The following is a 19,420-nucleotide window of genomic DNA, read 5'->3' on the forward strand; positions in this document are numbered from 1 at the left end:
ATAGAGTCCCGGTGAAAATTTCACCGGGATTTTTTATTACCATTATTTTCACTCAATAATGCGGTCATACATCCGAAAAAATTAACAGACTAAAAAATTCACCGAAAAAAGAATTATTACCAGATAATCACCATGGTTACGCTCAAGAGTCTATTACCAGTTTCATACCTAACAGGGTTTTTGATTAAAAACCGAAGGCGTATATTTAACATTTATTTAAATTTTATTAAAAGTATTTCATTTTTTATTTTATTTTTGTAGAAATCCTAATTCCATACTCATGAAAAGATTTCTACTCAGTTTGGTATTAATTTTTTTGACAATTAATACACTCTTTGCACAAAGGGATACCGAGCACTGGATAGCTCCCTATTACGACAGTGTTGGCGGCAACAGCTATGTCAACATGCTCTATCTTTCCACAGACTCTCCAACTCCCGTTGATGTAACCATTTACAATAACAATGCTCCAGTAACCACCGTTACCATCAGTAAAGGTAGTCCGCAGACTTATAAAGTTACCAACAGCCTTATTTCTGCTACCACTACTACTGACGCATTTGTTGTGGGTAATAAGGGATTGTATTTAAAAGCAGCCAAGCCTTTTTACTGCAGCTTAAGACTGGCTCAGAGTGTTCACGGGGAAGTAATAACCAGTAAAGGAAAAGCCGGAATTGGAAAAACATTTTTCGTTGCTGCCGCTCCCAACACCAATACCAGCAGTATTCAAAATTTTACAGCAGGTGTCCTTGCTACCGAAGACAATACCAATGTAACCGTATCATGGAATCCAACTGCCGGAGTTGTTTTTATTAATGGAAATCCAACTGGAAATACTCAGACTTTCACTTTACAAAAAGGACAATCTTTCATTCTTGCAGGATCCGGTTCTCAGTCCGGAAATAAAACAGGCTTTATCGGGGCTAAAATTGTTTCTGACAAGCCTGTAACGTTGACTAATGGAAGCTGTAATGCCAACTTCTCTGCTTCAACAACAGGAAGTGATCCGGTTCTCGATCAATCTGTTCCGGTTGACAGACTTGGGAATACTTTTGCCATGGTAAAAACAAGATCTACTCAACCTTCCTTAAATATGGAGGGAGGTCTTATTGTTGCTACCGAAGATAATACTGAAGTATATCTAAACGGCGGAGGTACTGCTGTTGCAACACTTGCTGCCGGAGAATGGTACAGAATTAACGAAACCAGCTACGTTGCTCAGGGAACATCAGGACATTCAAATATGTTCATTTCCACCACCAAAAATGTATATTTATACCAGTTTATCGGAGTTTTGCAAAGTGATGCTACCAATGGATTCAACTATATCCCGCCATTAAACTGTTTCCTTCCAAGAAAAATTGATGAAATCGGCAAGATCAATGAAATGCCTCTTGGCGTGGGAGGAGCCAGCTCTACTCCCAGTGATCTGGTAGTAAAATTAAACATTCTGACAGAGGCTGGTGCTACTGTAATGTTGAATGACGCGCCTCTTCTCCCTGAAGCGGGTCCTTATCCCCTTGCAGGAAATGCCAACTGGGTAACGTATGCCATCAACAGTGTAACCGGAAATATTAAGATTACATCTACAAAAGCTGTAACAGCAGGTATCAACGGAGGATATAGCTCTGCAGGATACGGAGGTTACTTTGCAGGATTCTCTTCAATCCCTGTTATTGCAAAAAAAACAGGTGAATGTGTTCCGGGAATCGTTCTTGAAGTAGATGATGGATATGAAACCTACCAGTGGTTCCGTGACGGAGTGGCTATCCCGGGTGCTACCAGTTATACGTATACTCCTACACAATCTGGAAATTATACCGTAAAAGTAACCATGGGAACATGTCCTCCTGTGACGACTCCTATTTATAAAGTACAAAACTGTTTAAAAGAGACTACACAGGCTCTTAATGCTTGTTCTACTAAAATTATTACTCCGACGTTTACTTCTTCCACTCAGACTGTGGTTCCAAGTACAGTAGTAATTTTGACTCCTCCTACCAAAGGAACAGCCGTGGTTAATCCAAACGGAACGATCACTTATACCCCTAATCCGGGATATCTGGGACCAGACAAAATCGTTTATAAATTCTGCGGAAACTCAGTTGAGTTTACAGATTGCGAACAGGTAACCTTAAACCTTACTGTAGTACCATTCATTGTAACGGATACTTCTATTAAGGCTTGCTGGTATGATGTAGATCCTTACGCTTATTTTGACCTTACCAAAGCAAAGGTAACAGATTATAATGCTGTTACAAAGAAATATTACCGTACTCTGAATGACCTTACTGCAGGAATCAATGAAATCACAACCCCAAACAACTTCCCTTCAACAGGAGGATTTGTATACGTGAAAGTAACAACTGCTGAGGGATGTACGGCCAATGCAAAAATTGAATTAATTGTACTTCCAATTAAAAAATCTCCAATCCTTGTAGATCAGTATATCTGTATGGATGCGAAAACGAACCTGGACGCTGGTCCTGGATATGATTCATACCAATGGAGCACTGGAGCTACCTCCTCAGGTATCAGAGATATAGGGGTGGGAGAATACACTGTAATTCTTGGTAAGAACGGATGCTTCCTTACCCAGACTGTAAAAGTTAAAAAAGTTGAAGATCCAGTAATTCAAACTATTGAAATCAATAATAATACAGCAACTGTAATTGTAAGCGGAGGTAAAGCTCCTTACAAATATGCAGTTGATGGTACTGCAAACTGGCAGGATTCAAGTACCTTCACAGGTTTAACGAGAGGACAGCACACTTTCTATGTAAAAGATGTTTATAACTGTACTCCTATTGCTGTGGAAGTTACCATTCCTAATCTATTAAATGCGATTACACCTAATGGAGATAATGTAAATGATTATATAGATTACAGTGAACTGGCTTATAAAGAAAATCTGAGCTTTGTAGTGTATGACAGATATGGAAACATGGTGTTCACCGGAAATAGGTTCAACAACTACAGATGGGATGGAAAACACTTTGATAAAAAATTGGGAACAGGAACATACTGGTACCATATCAGCTGGAATGAATCCAACAAAGAAAAGACCCCAATAAAATATACAGGTTGGATTCTTGTTAAAAACAGAGAGTAATAATTAGTTTAAAACTATATTTAATGAGCCGCGATCAGATAATCGCGGCTCATTTTTTTTAGATTTTCAATTAATCCGCCTATTATATTATGTTAAAAGCAAAAAAAATAATATAAATTTAAATTTTGTTTAACCACGATTTCAAAATCATATTTTTTTATTCTATTTTCAATAATTTAATACTTTTTATCACTAAATTTGCTACAAAGACCACCGCTGAATGAAAAAAATTTTATCTTTTTTGTTTATGCTTTGCATATTCACCTCTGCTTTTGCCCAATTGGACCGGGAGCATTGGTTTGCTCCGATGATAGATAGAACAGGCGCTCCCAATCCCTATCAAAAACTGTATTTATCAACCAACAGAACTACTCCTTTTCCTGTAAGCATTTACAATAATAACGTTCTGATTGGAACGGTAAATATCAGTAAAAATAATCCGCAAAAATTCGATGTATTAAGAGATTATATCATTACCAAACTACAGGCAGATTTATTTACACCAACCACTAAGGGATTATATCTTAAAGCTGAATTTCCTTTTTATGCTAATTTAAGGTTCTCAGTATTCAACCATGCAGAAATCATTACTTCCAAAGGGACTTCCTCCACAGGGCTAAAGTTTTATGCAGCTACAGCTCCTATTACTGTGAGTAACTCCATTCTGAATTTCATGACGAGCGTGTTGGCAACCGAAGATAACACAACTGTTACCGTTTCCGGCTACAGCCCTACTGTTCAGTTTTCAAATGGATTGACTGGCACAACCAACCCAACATTAACCTTTACTTTAAATAAAGGCCAGTCCTACATTATTGATGGAATAGGAAATATAACGGGAAACTTTAATGGCTTCATTGGCGCAAAGATTACTTCAAACAAACCTGTTAATGTAACCAACGGAAATTTTAACGGTCAATACGCCGGAAATTATCCCGCTAGTTCAGATATTTTAATGGACCAGTCAGTGCCTGTTAACAGACTTGGAAATGAATTTGCTATTGTAAAGGGTAGCGGACCGATTGGTACTCGTACAGAAGGAGCCATTGTAATTGCTACGGAAGACAATACTCAGGTTTTTGTCAATAATGAAATCCCTCCTGTAGCAACTATCAATGCAGGAAAATATTTCATTATTCCAGATTCCAAATATATTCTTCAGGGAAACGGTCACTATAATTTATATCTCAAAACATCTAAAAATGCTTATGTATACCAGATTTTAGCTGGAGATTCAAATGCAGGAAGTGAAGTATTTACCGGAGGATTCAATTTTATTCCTGCATTAAACTGTTATCTTCCCAAGCAGATTAACGAGCTGGGTCTTATTAATGAAAACTTTGTTCATTCAAACGGTCACCCTGGAGGTATTCTGAACATCACCACAAAGCTGAATATTATTACAGAAAGAGGAGCCAGTGTTACCGTGAACGGCACGAATCCTTCTGCAATAACCGGTCCTTACAATATGACAGGTACAACTAATTGGGTAACCTATGGCATTCCCAATGTAACAGGTACGATTACTGTAATTTCAGATAAAGCAATTATGGCTGGCATCACTGCCGGAAGTGATGCAGTAGGATATGGAGGTTTTTTTGCCGGTTTTCCTACACAGCCGGTTATTTTACAATCCGGAGGTGGTTGTATTCCAGGTATGGTTCTTACTGTGGATCCTTTAATCTATGATACTTACCAATGGTACAGAAACGGGGTTATTGTTCCGGGAGCTATCACTTCATCAATCTCACCTACATTACCTGGATATTATACATGTTCTGTAACAATGGGAAGCTGTGCACCTTTAGTTACTGAACAATTTAAAGTTCTCAATTGTACAAAACTGACCAATACATCATACAACGTATGTAATGCTAAAACGATAATCCCTGCATTCAGTGGCTCATCACAAACTCCCGTTCCAAGCACAGTAGCTATTACATCAACACCTTCATTGGGTACAGCTGTTATAAACCCTACTACAGGTGCTATTACTTATACTGTAAATACTCCCGGAACATCAGGAACTGATACGTTCTCCTATACATTCTGTGGAGATGATCCAGACTTTCCAGATTGTGAAACAGTAACCGTTACCCTGAATATTCAGCCTCTAACAGTAATGAATGCGACATTATTTGCCTGTGATATCAATGGTCAGGGAACCTTCAACCTGACGACAGCAAATGTTACCAGTAACTCACCTGTTACTATTACTTATTACCCTACCCTTGCGGATGCTCAGAATGAAAATGCCGCAGCACTAATAACTAACACAACGGCCTATAGTGCAACTAACGGAACAATAGTATATGCACTTGTTAATGACCATATTGGATGTAAAAACATTGCACAAATAACATTATCACTTTTTAATAAAGCTATTGTACAGGATAACTACAATGGAGTCTTCTGTGATGATAATCTGGATGGAACAGTTAATGTTGTGCTTTCCAATATCACCCCTATTGTTCTTAATAATCCAAATTATTTTACGAATGTAAGATATTATGCAAATCTGGCAGATGCCAATGCAGGGAATAACAATACGCTCCCTAATAGCTGGAGTTATACAGCAACTACAACCATTTACATCAGGGTAGATTCTCCGGATGGATGTGCTTCTGTGATCAAACCTTTACAATTTAGTATCGGAGCAAAAATAATATTGATTACAAAAACCGTTACCGAAAGTACCTGTGATGATGATCTGGACGGAATAAAAAGTGTCAACTTAGCTCAGTTTATTCCTCAGTTTACATTAGATCCGAATGTTACTTTTACTTTTCATACAACTCTAACAGATGCTCAGAACAATGTGAATGCAGTTTTATCTCCTGTTAATATCACTAATTCACAGACCTACTATATCCGTTTTGAAAAAAATGGAGTTTGTCCTGAAGTAGGTACTCTGAAGATTAACATTAAAGTTCCTAAGAAATCAGATATTTTAAAAGACAAGGCAATTTGCCCAAAAACTACTACTACACTTAATGCAGGACCTGGCTTTGAAAAATACCTATGGAGCACCGGAGCGACAACTCCTTCCATTACGAATGTTGCTCCCGGAAGTTATTGGGTAGAACTTACCTTCAATGGCTGTGTTTACAAGCAATATGTAAATGTTACAGAATTGCCGCTTCCTATCATAACCTCTATTGAAATTGATGGAACAACTGTAAAAGTTGGGGCAAGCGGTGGTACACCTCCATATGAATATTCCTTAGATGGTGTGGTATGGCAGAGTTCCAATGTTTTCTACAATGTACCCAGAGGAGCTCACAACATATTTGTAAGAGACTCTAAAATGTGTGAGGATGTTAAAAAACCATTTGCCATTATTAATCTGATCAATACCATTACTCCGAATGGAGATGGGCATAATGAAGTCATCGACTATTCTGCCTTAATGAAGAATGATAATCTTGTATTCCGGATCTTTGACAGATATGGTGCAGAAGTCTTCAGGGGCACTCCTGAAAACAGATACACCTGGGATGGAAGAATCGGAGGCAGATATGTTCCTACAGCAAATTACTGGTATTTTATCACCTGGACGGAATATGGCTCCAACCTTATGGTAAAATACACGAGCTGGCTGCTTGTAAAACATAGGTAACAACAGAAAACCGGAAGAAAAAACATCTGAAAATTCAGCACTTATTTCTTCCGGTTTTTTATGTAAATGTTTCATTTTTTACATGAATGGCAAGTTTCTAACACTCCTTAACAATTTAATCCCAAAGTTTAATATAACTTTAACCACTAATCTTCATCTAACTACACAGAATTGCTTTATTTCTATGTAATTTTGCGCATTATATGAAGAAACTGTTTACTCTACTGCTATTGGTTTTTCTGGCAAAAATTAATGCACAAATATATTCCGGGGAGGTATTTCTGAGAGACAACTCTATTTTATATCTCAATCAGGTGTATGTCACCAATCTGAATACACAGAAAACCGTTCTTACGGACTACAATGGAAACTTTAATATCCCTGCCAATACCGGGGATGTCATCCGGTTTACCTCTATTGTTACCGAAAGAAAAGACATCAAACTGACTCCTCAGTCTATGGAACAAAAAAATCTGGTTGAGCTTAAAATCGCCTATTACGAAATTCAGGAGATTGTTCTCAGCAGGTTCAAGCCTACCGGTAACCTCCGATATGACGTGAACTCTTTAAGAAAAGAAGACAAAGCATATGCCCTTAAAAAAGTAATTGGTCTTCCTGAACCCAAAGGAGACGGAACACCTCCGGAACTTCCTGTTGCAGGACTTAGAGATGGAGGACTTACCTTCAGCCTGGAAAGTATTTATGATATCCTTTCCGGAGAAAGAAAGAAAAAACAGCGTTACCAGGCCTATGAAAGGATGAACAGCTCCGTAGCACAGATCAAAAATTATCTGGGGAAAGATTATTTTATAAAGTTTAAAATACCGGAAAACTTAATTGATAACTTCCTTCAGTTTGTTTATTCCTCCGAAAATATCCAGGCCTACGTATTAGCAGGCAACTTTGAAGCAGTAAAAATTCCTATTGAAAAATATCTTCCTATTTATCAGAAAAGGCTCAGAAGCTCACATCTTCAGGAAGTTGTAGGCGGCAACTAGAGATTTCGGCAAAAAAAACAATTCAAAATATTTTATAACTCATGTACATTACATGGGTTATTTTTTTGCGGAATGGCTGAGAACACCAGCTATGCTTTACTACAAAAGTATTCACAATATGAATTATTCAAATTTTGCAACATATTATTCCTCAATATTCAAAAATATGTTTAATTTTATCTCACAAACAAGTGTTTAAAATAAAAACACCAGATATTTCGTTATCAAATAAAAAACTAAGCAACCAAAACGCAAATTAAAAGTGAAGCACCTAATTTCTAACTTAATATTAATTAATGAAAAAAGTACTTTTACTTCTTGGCTGTATGTTCTTTTTTATGGCTTCTGCCCAAAAGAAAGGGAAAGATTATAGTGATATTTTAAAAAGTAAGAATATCTATGAGATCAATGCCTTTTTAAGGGATGCTCATCCTGATGATCCCCGAAGATCTGTTTTGAAACCCAGGGTAATGGAAATGATGAAAGAGTACATCAAAAATGCACACCCTGCTGATCAAAAAGTAAAAGACATGCAGGAAATGCTTGCTATGTTGAGGAGAAGACCTTCTACCAAAATTACTTTTGATGAAATGAATGCCATCATCAAACAAAAACAAATTGCAAAATACAAAGCTGAGCTGGCTGCAAAACAATCTACCACAGTCTATACACCTAGTACTGCTCAAAATACATACGTTGTAAACGCTAATGCTAATGCCGCCATTCCAAATACTGAAGCAGAAGAATTTAATATGTTGATGGCTGTATCTCCTGTAGAACACAAAAACAGAACAGTAAAAATCTTAAATTCCCTATTTGATAATAATCCTAATGCTAAAGAATGTATTGTTTTGATTCGAAATAAATCAGATTGCAACATCATTGTAAGAATGGAAGGCGTAGGAACGACCAAATATAGACTAGCAGTTCCTGCCCAGGGTGAAGGTTCCATTGTGATAGATAAAGGACAATATCTTTTTACCAGCCTGGTTTGCGGGGCTCAATATGCTTCACAAAAAACGATTGAAAGACCAATTATGGTGGCCTTGGGAGGCCAATAATACAAACTAAATACGAATGATATCTATGTCTTTTACTACCAAAAGACATAGAGACTCCATAAATTTTCACTATTTTTGCACTCATTTTATAACTCAATGGGCAAGAATAAATTAGCAAGATTTGCAGAAAACAAAATATTACCGAATGTAATCCAGCCAACAAGAGAAGATGCTTTAAATGGTTTCGATCTTAAAGGAAAATGGAGAGACAATTTTTTTAAAAATGATAATCCTATCGTATTGGAACTGGGCTGTGGAAAAGGAGAATATTCTGTAGGGCTTGCAAAAACATTTCCTGAAAAAAACTTCATCGGAGTTGATATTAAAGGAGCCAGATTTTGGTTTGGCGCTAAAGAAGCTGTGGACAACAACATGACTAATGTAGCGTTTTTGCGAACTCAGATCGAACTTGTAGATTATTTCTTTGCTGAAAATGAAGTAGACGAAATCTGGATTACATTTCCTGATCCACAGATTAAATACAAAAGAACAAAACACAGATTAACCCATCCGGATTTTTTAAACCGATATAAAAAATTCCTGAAGCCAGGAGGCATCATTCACCTGAAAACCGATTCAGAATTCCTGCACGGCTATACGCTAGGATATTTACAAGGAGCAGGCTATGAAATCATTTCTGCCCACCATGATATCTATGGCGCACCAGAATATGATCCTAATACGGAACACCTGAGAGATATCAAAACGTATTACGAAGAGCTATTCTCAGCGAAAGGAAAAACTATTACTTACATCAAATTCCGGATAAGCTGATGAAATAAACAAACTTGATGAAAAAAAAATTTTTAACGATTTTATTCTTCACATTTCTTATTCCCCACTTTACACAAGCTCAGAAAAGCAGTAAAGACATCTTAAAAAGCACAAATATCAAAGAAATCGAAGAATACCTGAGGAACGCACACCCTGACGATCCTAAAAAGACTGTGCTGAAGCCAAAACTTATTGCTTTAAAAAACACAGAATGGACAAAGGGAGCGCTAACGGCCAAACCTATGGAAGCAAGACCTGTTATTGCAGACATACCTAAAAGTGCAATGAGAAATACTAATTCGGACGATGCCGAAGAGTTTAAAAAACTTATTACTGAGACATCTGCTGAACACAAGGCAAAAACTGTAAAAGTACTGAATGCAATGTTTAATGAGGACATTAACCGTAATGAAGCGATTCTCTTATTCAAAAATAATTCTGACTGTAATATTGTATTGCGGATAGAAGGAAAAGAATTTTACAATCTTGCTGTTCCTGCTCATGCAGAAAATTTCATTGTACTTAAAAAAGATTCATATACATTGAGCAGCAATATCTGTGATATGAAATATTCCTCTCAGAAAGAGATAAAAAAAAGTATATTTGTAACAGTAGATAATCCAAGACCCGCCAACACTGGACTGAAGTCTGCCCAAAAGGAGCCCATAACGGAAAAGTCAGAGAAAAAACAAAAGTCAAAAAAATAGAATAGGATGAAAAAACTATTAGTTCTCACCGGAATTTTATTGATTCTTGCCAGCTGTAATGTTAATTATGGAGGCTATCCGGGAAGAACCTCCTACCCTTATCCTTCTAACAATTCAGGGAACAGAGCCAATATAGAAAGAGAGTATAACGATCTTATGAAGACTTATAAGCCGGAAACAGCTGATGTACTTAATGACCTTCTCAACAGTGATGATCCTAAAAATCCAAAGACCTCTATTTCCGTGGAAAATAAATCTCCTTGTAATATGGTCCTTACGGTGACTGGTGGCAATTTCTTCAAGAAGATTCCCATTGGTGCAGGTAAAATAGGATATACCATGGTTCCGAAAAATCAGAACTACAGGTTATCCGGGATTGTTTGTAACTCAACATACCAATCCACAAAATTTGTTACAACATCTTATTCTATAAAACTTTCAAACTAAAATATAGCCTGCAGAAGTCTGCAGGTTTTTGTTTTTAATGAAGACTCTCATCTTTTATTATAGTTAATAGCTTTTTACCGTAAGATCAGATTGCTTTTAAAGTTCTCAAAGTAACTCGCTATAGGAAAAAGTACATAAAAGACTTTATACCGCCTGAAAACGCTTAATAGAGCGCTCAGCATCAACAAATATCCATAAACCAGTCCTCATATTTCATTGTTCTTTAAATAGTGCTGAGCTAAATCCCTTTATTAGAAGTAAAAATTGGCATCAAATCAAAATAGTATTTTGAAGATCAAACATATAAAAATATTTCCTTATATTTAGAAATATAATTGCGGTATCCGAAAAGCATATAGAGTAGGAAAAAAATTAAAACTAAAACCATGAAAAATTTAAAAAAAGTCTCAAGAACTGAGCTAAGAACAATCAAAGGAGGATACAGAAGCTGTATGGATGGCTGTAGTATGGAACTGGGCGAAATGTGCTGCAATGGAGTATGCAGAATTGGAGTAATTATACCCAGTACCGACCCTGATCTACCAGAGTTGATGGTATGCCCTAAGAAATAATTTCTCTGGTATAAACAATAAAAAACGCTGGACCGAAATCCAGCGTTTTTCCTATATTAAAGAAAATCTTTAATTATTCTGCATCGAAATCAGCATCTGTATCAGCAGATACCTTTTCTCCTTCTTCTTTAGATTTTTCTTTATCAGCTTTTCTTTGAGACTGACCTTCTTTGATAGATTCAGAAACTACGCTAAGGATCATATCAATAGACTTAGAAGCATCATCGTTTCCTGGGATAACGAAGTCAACTTTTCTAGGGTCAGAGTTTGTATCAACGATACCGAAAACTGGAATACCTAGTTTCTTAGCTTCAGTTACCGCGATGTGTTCTCTTAAGATATCAACTACAAATACAGCAGACGGAAGTCTCACCATGTCAGCGATAGAACCTAAGTTCTTCTCAAGGTTAGCTCTTTGTCTGTCAACTTGTAATCTTTCTTTTTTAGATAAAGTTTCGAATGTACCGTCTTTTTTCATTTTGTCGATAGCATTCATCTTCTTTACAGCCTTTCTGATAGTAACGAAGTTCGTTAACATACCACCTGGCCATCTTTCTGTAATATAAGGCATATTAAGTTCAGAAGCGTGTTTTGCAACCACTTCTTTCGCTTGCTTCTTAGTAGCTACGAAAAGAACTTTTTTACCTGCAGAAGTTAATTTTTCTAAAGCGCTGCACGCTTCATCCAATTTAACTGCTGTTTTATGTAAGTCTACAATGTGAATACCGTTTTTCTCCATAAAAATGTATGGAGCCATATTTGGATTCCACTTTCTAGTCATGTGACCGAAGTGTACGCCAGCCTCTAAAAGGTCTTTTACATTTGCTTTTGCCATGTTTTCTGTTTTTGTTAGTTTACTTTCCGTCTTTTAAACAATCAACAACTTCTTTAGATGGGAGAAGCGTTTGGATGCTAAACGTAACGGGCAATTGGCGGTCTGCTTTTTGCTTTTGGCAATGGGCTTTTCGCCGAGATTAAGTTTAAAAAAAATTTAATACATTCCTGTAGCCAATAGCCATAAGCCATCTGCCAACGAGAAATCTTAACGTTTTGAGAATTGGAATCTCTTTCTTGCTTTTTTCTGACCTGGCTTCTTTCTTTCCACCATTCTTGCGTCTCTTGTAAGTAAACCAGCTGGCTTCAATGCTAATCTGAACTCAGCGTTGATTTCGCATAAAGCTCTAGAAATACCTAATCTGATAGCTTCTGCCTGACCTGTATTACCACCACCGAATACGTTTACGGTAACGTCATACTGACCAACAGTCTCAGAAAGGATAAACGGTTGGTTTAATTTGTAAACCATCACGTCTGTAGAGAAATATTCTTTAGCATCTTTACCGTTTACTGTAATAACACCAGAACCTGGTTTTACATAAACTCTAGCTACAGAAGTTTTTCTTCTTCCGATTTTGTGAACTATAGACATAATTAATTATTTAAATTCGTTAACATTAATTGTTTTTGGCTGTTGAGCTTCATGTTTGTGCTCAGTTCCTTCATATAAATAAAGGTTCTTAAGGATAGCAGCTCCTAATCTGTTTTTAGGCAACATACCTTTTACAGACTTCTCTAATACCTTTAAAGAATCTTTCTTTTGAAGTTCAGCCGCAGTCATAGACTTCTGTCCACCAGGGTATCCTGTATGCCAGATATAAGTCTTATCAGCCCACTTGTTTCCGGAAAGTGTAATTTTCCCAGCATTCAAAACGATTACGTTATCACCACAATCTACGTGAGGTGTGTAGTTCGTTTTGTGCTTACCTCTCAAAATCTTTGCAACCGTAGAAGCTAATCTACCTAACGGCTGTCCTTCAGCGTCTACCACAACCCATTCTTTATTAGCAGTAGCTTTGTTCGCTGAAACAGTTTTGTAACTTAATGTATTCACACGTTTTAGTTAAAGATTAAACATAATTTACCCCTAAAAGGGTGTGCAAAGGTACAAATTATTTTCGTAACCCAAAAACATATTTTATTTAATCTATATAATCTTTACTCTACACCCCTCTATCAATAGATTTTAACACTATTTATAATTTTGGCACAGATCTTGCGAACTCATGAGCCGATGAAAAAAAACACTTCGTAGATTCTAAAAACACCAATGAAACAGTAAAGAGTTTATTCCCTCAACTCTTTCTTTCATTAATTTTACTTTAACGATTCCCGTAAAACATATTAATATAATCATAATTTCACTGAAATAATTATATTTGTGGCAATCATATTGCATAATCATGAGCCACGGAAAAGTACGAGAAGATAAAACCTGTCTAAACTGCGGACATCAGGTTGAAGAAAGGTTTTGCCCCCACTGCGGACAGGAAAATATTGAAAGACGACAGCCTTTCTATTTTCTTTTCACCCATTTCATTGAAGATTTTACTCATTATGACGGACAGTTCTGGGGAACAGTAAAAAATTTGTTATTTAAACCTGGCAAACTGACAAACACATATCTCGAAGGAAAGAGACAGAAGTTCGTACCTCCTGTAAAGCTTTATATTTTTGTCAGTTTTATTACATTCTTCGTATTTGCCCTTTTTCCTATGGTTAATATAGGTTCCCCTAAAGAAGGAAACACACAAGAGCAGAGTAAGACAAACCTTTTAAAAATCATGAGCCCTGTCGGGAAACAAAAGCTGATAGACAGTATCAAAGCAAAAAAACATCTGACTGCAAAGGACTCTCTTACCATTGAAGAGCTAAAAGCTGTTCCTGATTCTTCTGAATTAGAAGACATGATGAACATGGACAAAAAAATAGATCCGGACGTTAGCTTTGGAGAATATAAAACCAGAAAAGCTTACGATTCTGCTAAAGCCAAAAACCCGTCATCTCTCAGTTTTATTGAAGCTCCCATCGTTCACAAATTCTTTGAACTTAAAGAAAAAGGCGTTAAGAAAAAGGAGATTATTGCCGGTATGATAGAAAAGTCTTTCCATAATCTTCCTAAAGCCCTTTTCATTTACCTTCCTCTTTTCGCATTCTTTTTATGGGTTTTCCATAGTAAGAAAAAGTGGTGGTATTTTGATCATGGAATCTTTACGCTGCATTATTTCTCGTTTTTATTACTAACCGTCTTACTTATATTCTTACTCTCTAAATTGACAGGCCTCACAGACTTCTGGCCTATTAATACTATTTTATATTTAACAATATCATTCCTGTTATTATATACTATGGCCTATTTCTTTATTGCCCACAGACGCGTTTATCGTGCCCATGGTTTGGTAAGCATTATTGTCGGAATAATACTGTTCTCCATTAATTTTATCGCATTCATGTTTTTACTCCTAGGCCTTGCCCTGATAAGTTTCATGATGATACACTAATAAAAAAGAGGCTTTTCAATGTGAAAGCCTCCTTTTATTTATTTTCTTAAAGACTTAGTCGCCCTAAAGCTCGCTATAACATAATAGGCAACAAATACCATGGAAAACTTCAGAATAGAAGGAATAGCAAGCTCAAGTTTAAAAATCAGAGTTCCTGCAAAAACCAGAATAGCCATTACTACAAAAGACAGTCCAAGTTTCTTTACCAATGTAATATCCGGAGTATCTAAATAATAAGCAATCCCCCACGCTGCACCAAAAGCAATAGCGTAGTAGAACTCTAAACCGATATTCTCTGAACTTAAAAAGAAATAATTAATCAGGAAGCTTACTGCAGTTCCCAATGCGAAATATATCAACGCTTTTTGCATGTCTGTAAAATATAGTGCAAAAATAGAGAAATTAATTTGAGAATCTGAAGAAGCCCCCTTTGACAATGAAATCGTCATAACTCATTTTAATTCTGTAGTTACCGAACCATTCAACTTTCAAACATTTAAATACAAAATTGGGGAGATATAATTAAATAACACAAAATAATAATCTGAAAATCAAAAACATAAATTCAAACACTATGTTCTTTTTTTATTATTATATTTGGAAACTTAGAAACTTTCTAAAATTTTTATGGAAACCCAAAAATATACTCCAACCAACAAGGTAAGAATCGTAACTGCTGCCTCATTATTTGATGGGCATGATGCTGCGATTAATATTATGCGTCGTGTCATTCAGGGAACAGGATGCGAAGTGATCCATTTAGGACACGATAAATCGGCAGAAGAAGTTGTAAATACAGCGATTCAGGAAGATGCCAATGCTATTGCATTAACTTCATATCAGGGAGGTCACAATGAATATTTCAAATATATCTATGACCTGTTGAGAGAAAAAAATTCACCTCAGATCAAGATCTTTGGCGGCGGCGGCGGTGTAATTCTGCCTGAAGAAATCAAAGATCTGATGTCTTACGGAATCGACAGAATTTATTCTCCGGATGACGGTCGTGAACTTGGTCTTCAGGGAATGATTGATGACCTGGTACACAGATCAGATTTTGCAACGGGAAAAGATGTCACTGCAAAAGATCTTGACGATATCAGTTTTGAAAATCCGTCAAGTATTGCACAAATTATCTCAGCTGTTGAAAACTTCTCAGAAGAAAAGCCTGAGCTTGTAAAAGCAATCGACGAGAAATCTCAAGATCTTACTATTCCAATTATTGGTATCACCGGTACCGGAGGAGCTGGTAAATCTTCTTTAACAGACGAATTGGTAAGACGCTTCTTACGTTCCAATACAGATAAAAAAATCGCTATTATTTCCATCGACCCTTCGAAAAAGAAAACCGGAGGTGCTTTATTGGGAGACAGAATCCGTATGAACGCGATCAATGATCCAAGAGTTTATATGCGTTCGATGGCAACCAGAGAAAATAACGTTTCCGTTTCTCCATTTATTCACTCTGCACTGAACGTATTGAAACTGGCTCATCCGGACGTCATCATTCTCGAAACTTCAGGGATCGGGCAGTCTGGTTCAGAAGTTTCTGATTTTGCAGATATTTCCATGTATGTAATGACTCCTGAATATGGAGCTTCTACACAGTTGGAAAAAATCGACATGTTAGACTATGCGGATCTGGTAGCATTGAATAAATCTGACAAGCGTGGTGCATTAGATGCACTTCAGGCGGTAAGAAAACAGTTCCAGAGAAACCATCTTCTATGGGAAAGCCCATTAGATGATATGCCGGTGTATGCTACGAAAGCCTCTCAGTTTAATGATCATGGAACTACAGAATTATACAATAGATTAGTTTCAAAAGTAAACGATAAATTCGCTGATTTAAATCTAAAAACTTTTGTAGAACAGGAAGTTACTGAAGAAGTAACGATTATTCCTCCGAAAAGAGTTCGCTACCTTTCTGAAATCGTTGAAAACAACAAACAATATGATGTCAATATTGAAAAGCAGGCTGAGCTGGCCAGAACAATGTATCATATTGAAGGTGTAAAAAATATCATCTCCAATGAAGTTTTGGACGCTGAATACCAAAAAGCAGAGAAAGAGCTTCAACAGGATAATATCGACTTCCTAAAGACATGGGACGATACGAAAAAAGCATTCCATGCAGAGTTTTATTCTTATTTCGTAAGAGGAAAAGAAATTAAAGTTGAAACTTCTACAGAGTCTTTATCTCATTTGAGAATTCCAAAAATTGCATTACCAAAATACAATGACTGGGGTGATCTTATCAAATGGAAAGGCCAGGAAAATCTTCCGGGAAGCTTCCCTTATACCGCAGGTATTTATCCGTTCAAAAGAACCGGTGAAGATCCTACAAGGATGTTTGCAGGAGAAGGAGGTCCTGAAAGAACCAACAGAAGGTTCCATTATGTTTCTGCAGAGATGCCTGCAAAACGTTTATCTACAGCATTTGACTCTGTAACCTTATATGGCCAGGATCCTGCTTTACCACCAGATATTTATGGTAAAATCGGGAACGCGGGAGTTTCTATTGCGACACTGGATGATGCGAAGAAATTATACTCCGGATTTGATCTGGTAAATGCATTAACTTCGGTTTCAATGACAATCAACGGTCCTGCACCGATGCTACTGGCTTTCTTTATGAATGCTGCCATCGATCAGAATGTTGAAAAATACATCAAAGAAAATGGTTTAGAGTCTAAAGTAGAAGCTAAGCTTAAAGAAAAATTTGATGATAAAGGATTAGAAAGACCAAAATACAACGGTGAACTTCCTCCATCCAACAACGGTTTAGGACTACAACTTTTAGGATTAACAGGTGATGAAGTAATCCCTGCTGATGTGTATGCAGAAATTAAAGCTAAAACAATTGCTACAGTTCGTGGTACTGTTCAGGCCGACATCTTAAAAGAAGACCAGGCCCAGAATACATGTATCTTCTCCACAGAATTTGCATTGAGATTAATGGGTGACGTTCAGGAATATTTCATCAGAGAAAAAGTACGAAACTTCTACTCTGTTTCCATTTCAGGATACCATATTGCTGAAGCAGGAGCGAATCCGGTTTCCCAATTGGCATTCACACTGGCTAACGGATTTACTTATGTGGAATATTACTTAAGCCGTGGAATGGATATCAACGATTTTGCACCGAACTTATCTTTCTTCTTCTCCAATGGTATCGACCCTGAGTATTCAGTAATCGGACGTGTGGCAAGAAGAATCTGGGCAAAAGCCATGAAATTAAAATACGGAGCAGACGAAAGAAGTCAGATGTTGAAATACCACATTCAGACTTCAGGACGTTCTCTGCACGCTCAGGAAATTGATTTCAACGATATCAGAACGACTCTTCAGGCACTTTATGCAATCTATGATAACTGTAACTCTCTTCACACCAATGCTTATGACGAAGCAATTACAACGCCTACTGAGCAATCGGTAAGAAGAGCAATGGCGATTCAGTTAATCATCAACAAAGAATTAGGATTGGCTAAAAACGAAAATCCGCTTCAGGGATCATTCATCATTGAAGAATTAACGGATCTTGTAGAAGAAGCTGTATATACTGAATTTGACAGAATCACAGAAAGAGGTGGCGTTCTTGGAGCTATGGAAACTATGTATCAGCGTTCAAAAATCCAGGAAGAATCAATGCATTACGAATGGCTGAAGCACACCGGTGAATATCCTATTATCGGAGTAAATACTTTCTTAGGAAAAGATGGTTCGCCAACTGTTTTACCAGGAGAAGTTATCCGTTCTACAGAAGAAGAGAAACAGGCACAGATTGAATCTCTTCACAACTTCCAGCAAGCGAATGAAAGTAAGTCCGATGAAGCTTTAAGAAAACTTCAACATGCAGCCATCAACCAGCAAAACTTGTTTGAAGTGATGATGGATGCTGTGAAATACTGTTCTTTAGGACAGATTACCAATGCTTTATTTGAAGTAGGCGGTAAGTACAGAAGAAATATGTAATATACAGATACAATCATTTAATTTATAATACATGAAATCTCCCTATTTTTGGGAGATTTTTATTTTACAATGAAACCAAAAGCTTTATTCAACTGGAGTAGTGGAAAAGATTCTACCCTTGCTCTTTATAAAATACTACAGGAAGATCAGTACGAGATCACTACACTGCTTACCAGCATCAATCAGGAATTTCAAAGGATCTCTATGCATGGAGTTCATGTATCGCTTTTAGAAAAACAAGCGGAAAGCCTCGGAATCCCATTAACCAAAATGGAACTCCCTAAAGAACCATCCATGGAAGAATATCAACAGATCATGAATACAACAATGACTGAAATTAAGGCTCAGGGCATTACGCATTCAATTTTTGGAGATATCTTTCTGGAAGATCTCAGAAAATACAGAGAAGACCAATTAAATGCTGTTGGCATGAATGCAGTATTTCCTCTTTGGAAACAAAACACCTCCAACCTCATCCATGAGTTCTTAGATCTTGGTTTTAGAACTATCGTAACCTGTGTTAACGGATCTTACCTTGATCAAAGTTTTGCCGGACGAATTATTGATCAGCAATTCATTGATGACCTTCCTGAAAATGTTGATCCATGCGGAGAAAACGGAGAGTTTCATACTTTTACTTTTGATGGTCCCATTTTCAAAAATCCGATTCAGTTTAAAATTGGAGAAACAGTAAAGAAAACGTATCCCAGACCCAAAACATCTCCTGACGAAGAAGATGGAGAGTATGTTTTCTGGTTTAGCGACCTTGTATTAAAATAGGCCTGTGAATTTTCTTCCCCATGCTTTTAAATGTACC

General features: G+C 36.8%; 14 protein-coding genes. 10 read left to right on the plus strand and 4 right to left on the minus strand.

All coding sequences use genetic code 11. The annotated features are described in order from the left end of the window. The first annotated feature begins 280 nt into the window (after window positions 1-280). From PZ898_RS12820 to PZ898_RS12850, 7 genes are all read left to right on the plus strand, one after another. Window positions 281-3,112, plus strand: a complete 2,832-nt coding sequence (locus PZ898_RS12820) for a gliding motility-associated C-terminal domain-containing protein (protein WP_277693489.1) — start codon at window positions 281-283, stop codon at window positions 3,110-3,112. 220 nt (window positions 3,113-3,332) lie between these two features. After that, complete coding sequence (locus PZ898_RS12825; protein ID WP_277693490.1) at window positions 3,333-6,731, plus strand: T9SS type B sorting domain-containing protein; 3,399 nt, start codon at window positions 3,333-3,335, stop codon at window positions 6,729-6,731. A 203-nt stretch (window positions 6,732-6,934) separates the two neighbouring features. Beyond that, window positions 6,935-7,729 (plus strand): hypothetical protein, encoded by a 795-nt coding sequence (locus PZ898_RS12830; protein ID WP_062675710.1) that lies wholly within the window; start codon window positions 6,935-6,937, stop codon window positions 7,727-7,729. Window positions 7,730-8,025: 296 nt separating this feature from the next. Then, the gene (locus PZ898_RS12835; protein ID WP_062675709.1) at window positions 8,026-8,790 is read left to right on the plus strand and encodes a DUF6759 domain-containing protein; all 765 of its coding nucleotides are present in this window, start codon (window positions 8,026-8,028) and stop codon (window positions 8,788-8,790) included. A 96-nt stretch (window positions 8,791-8,886) separates the two neighbouring features. Further along, window positions 8,887-9,564 (plus strand): tRNA (guanosine(46)-N7)-methyltransferase TrmB, encoded by a 678-nt coding sequence (gene trmB, locus PZ898_RS12840; protein WP_034692928.1) that lies wholly within the window; start codon window positions 8,887-8,889, stop codon window positions 9,562-9,564. Between the two features lie 17 nt (window positions 9,565-9,581). Beyond that, complete coding sequence (locus PZ898_RS12845; RefSeq protein ID WP_277693491.1) at window positions 9,582-10,271, plus strand: DUF6759 domain-containing protein; 690 nt, start codon at window positions 9,582-9,584, stop codon at window positions 10,269-10,271. A 6-nt stretch (window positions 10,272-10,277) separates the two neighbouring features. Further along, a complete protein-coding gene (locus PZ898_RS12850) occupies window positions 10,278-10,718 on the plus strand; it encodes a DUF6759 domain-containing protein (protein WP_277693492.1) in 441 nt (146 codons plus the stop codon). A gap of 645 nt (window positions 10,719-11,363) precedes the next feature. On the opposite strand, the gene rpsB is transcribed toward PZ898_RS12850, so the two are convergent. The 3 genes from rpsB to rplM all read right to left on the minus strand — a co-directional run bounded on the left by rpsB (window position 11,364) and on the right by rplM (window position 13,181). Beyond that, window positions 11,364-12,125 (minus strand): 30S ribosomal protein S2, encoded by a 762-nt coding sequence (gene rpsB, locus PZ898_RS12855; RefSeq protein WP_062675707.1) that lies wholly within the window; start codon window positions 12,123-12,125, stop codon window positions 11,364-11,366. Between the two features lie 207 nt (window positions 12,126-12,332). Further along, window positions 12,333-12,719: a 30S ribosomal protein S9 gene (gene rpsI / locus PZ898_RS12860; protein ID WP_002976218.1), complete on the minus strand. Its 387-nt coding sequence runs from the start codon at window positions 12,717-12,719 to the stop codon at window positions 12,333-12,335. 6 nt (window positions 12,720-12,725) lie between these two features. Continuing rightward, window positions 12,726-13,181 carry a 50S ribosomal protein L13 gene (gene rplM, locus PZ898_RS12865; RefSeq protein ID WP_002976217.1) on the minus strand — a complete coding sequence of 152 codons (456 nt, stop codon included), beginning with the start codon at window positions 13,179-13,181 and terminating at the stop codon, window positions 12,726-12,728. Window positions 13,182-13,530: 349 nt separating this feature from the next. On the opposite strand from rplM, the gene PZ898_RS12870 reads away from it, so the two are divergent. Beyond that, window positions 13,531-14,628, plus strand: a complete 1,098-nt coding sequence (locus PZ898_RS12870) for a DUF3667 domain-containing protein (protein WP_277693493.1) — start codon at window positions 13,531-13,533, stop codon at window positions 14,626-14,628. 38 nt (window positions 14,629-14,666) lie between these two features. On the opposite strand, the gene PZ898_RS12875 is transcribed toward PZ898_RS12870, so the two are convergent. After that, on the minus strand, window positions 14,667-14,999 hold the full coding sequence (locus PZ898_RS12875) for a hypothetical protein (RefSeq protein WP_062675912.1): 333 nt from the start codon (window positions 14,997-14,999) through the stop codon (window positions 14,667-14,669). A 256-nt stretch (window positions 15,000-15,255) separates the two neighbouring features. On the opposite strand from PZ898_RS12875, the gene PZ898_RS12880 reads away from it, so the two are divergent. Then, window positions 15,256-18,603 (plus strand): methylmalonyl-CoA mutase family protein, encoded by a 3,348-nt coding sequence (locus PZ898_RS12880; RefSeq protein WP_123279031.1) that lies wholly within the window; start codon window positions 15,256-15,258, stop codon window positions 18,601-18,603. A gap of 69 nt (window positions 18,604-18,672) precedes the next feature. Further along, window positions 18,673-19,383: a diphthine--ammonia ligase gene (locus tag PZ898_RS12885; protein ID WP_277693494.1), complete on the plus strand. Its 711-nt coding sequence runs from the start codon at window positions 18,673-18,675 to the stop codon at window positions 19,381-19,383. Window positions 19,384-19,420: the final 37 nt, after the last annotated feature.

Origin of the sequence: Chryseobacterium sp. WX (genome assembly GCF_029542485.1) — a bacterium.
GTDB lineage: Bacteria > Bacteroidota > Bacteroidia > Flavobacteriales > Weeksellaceae > Chryseobacterium > Chryseobacterium cucumeris.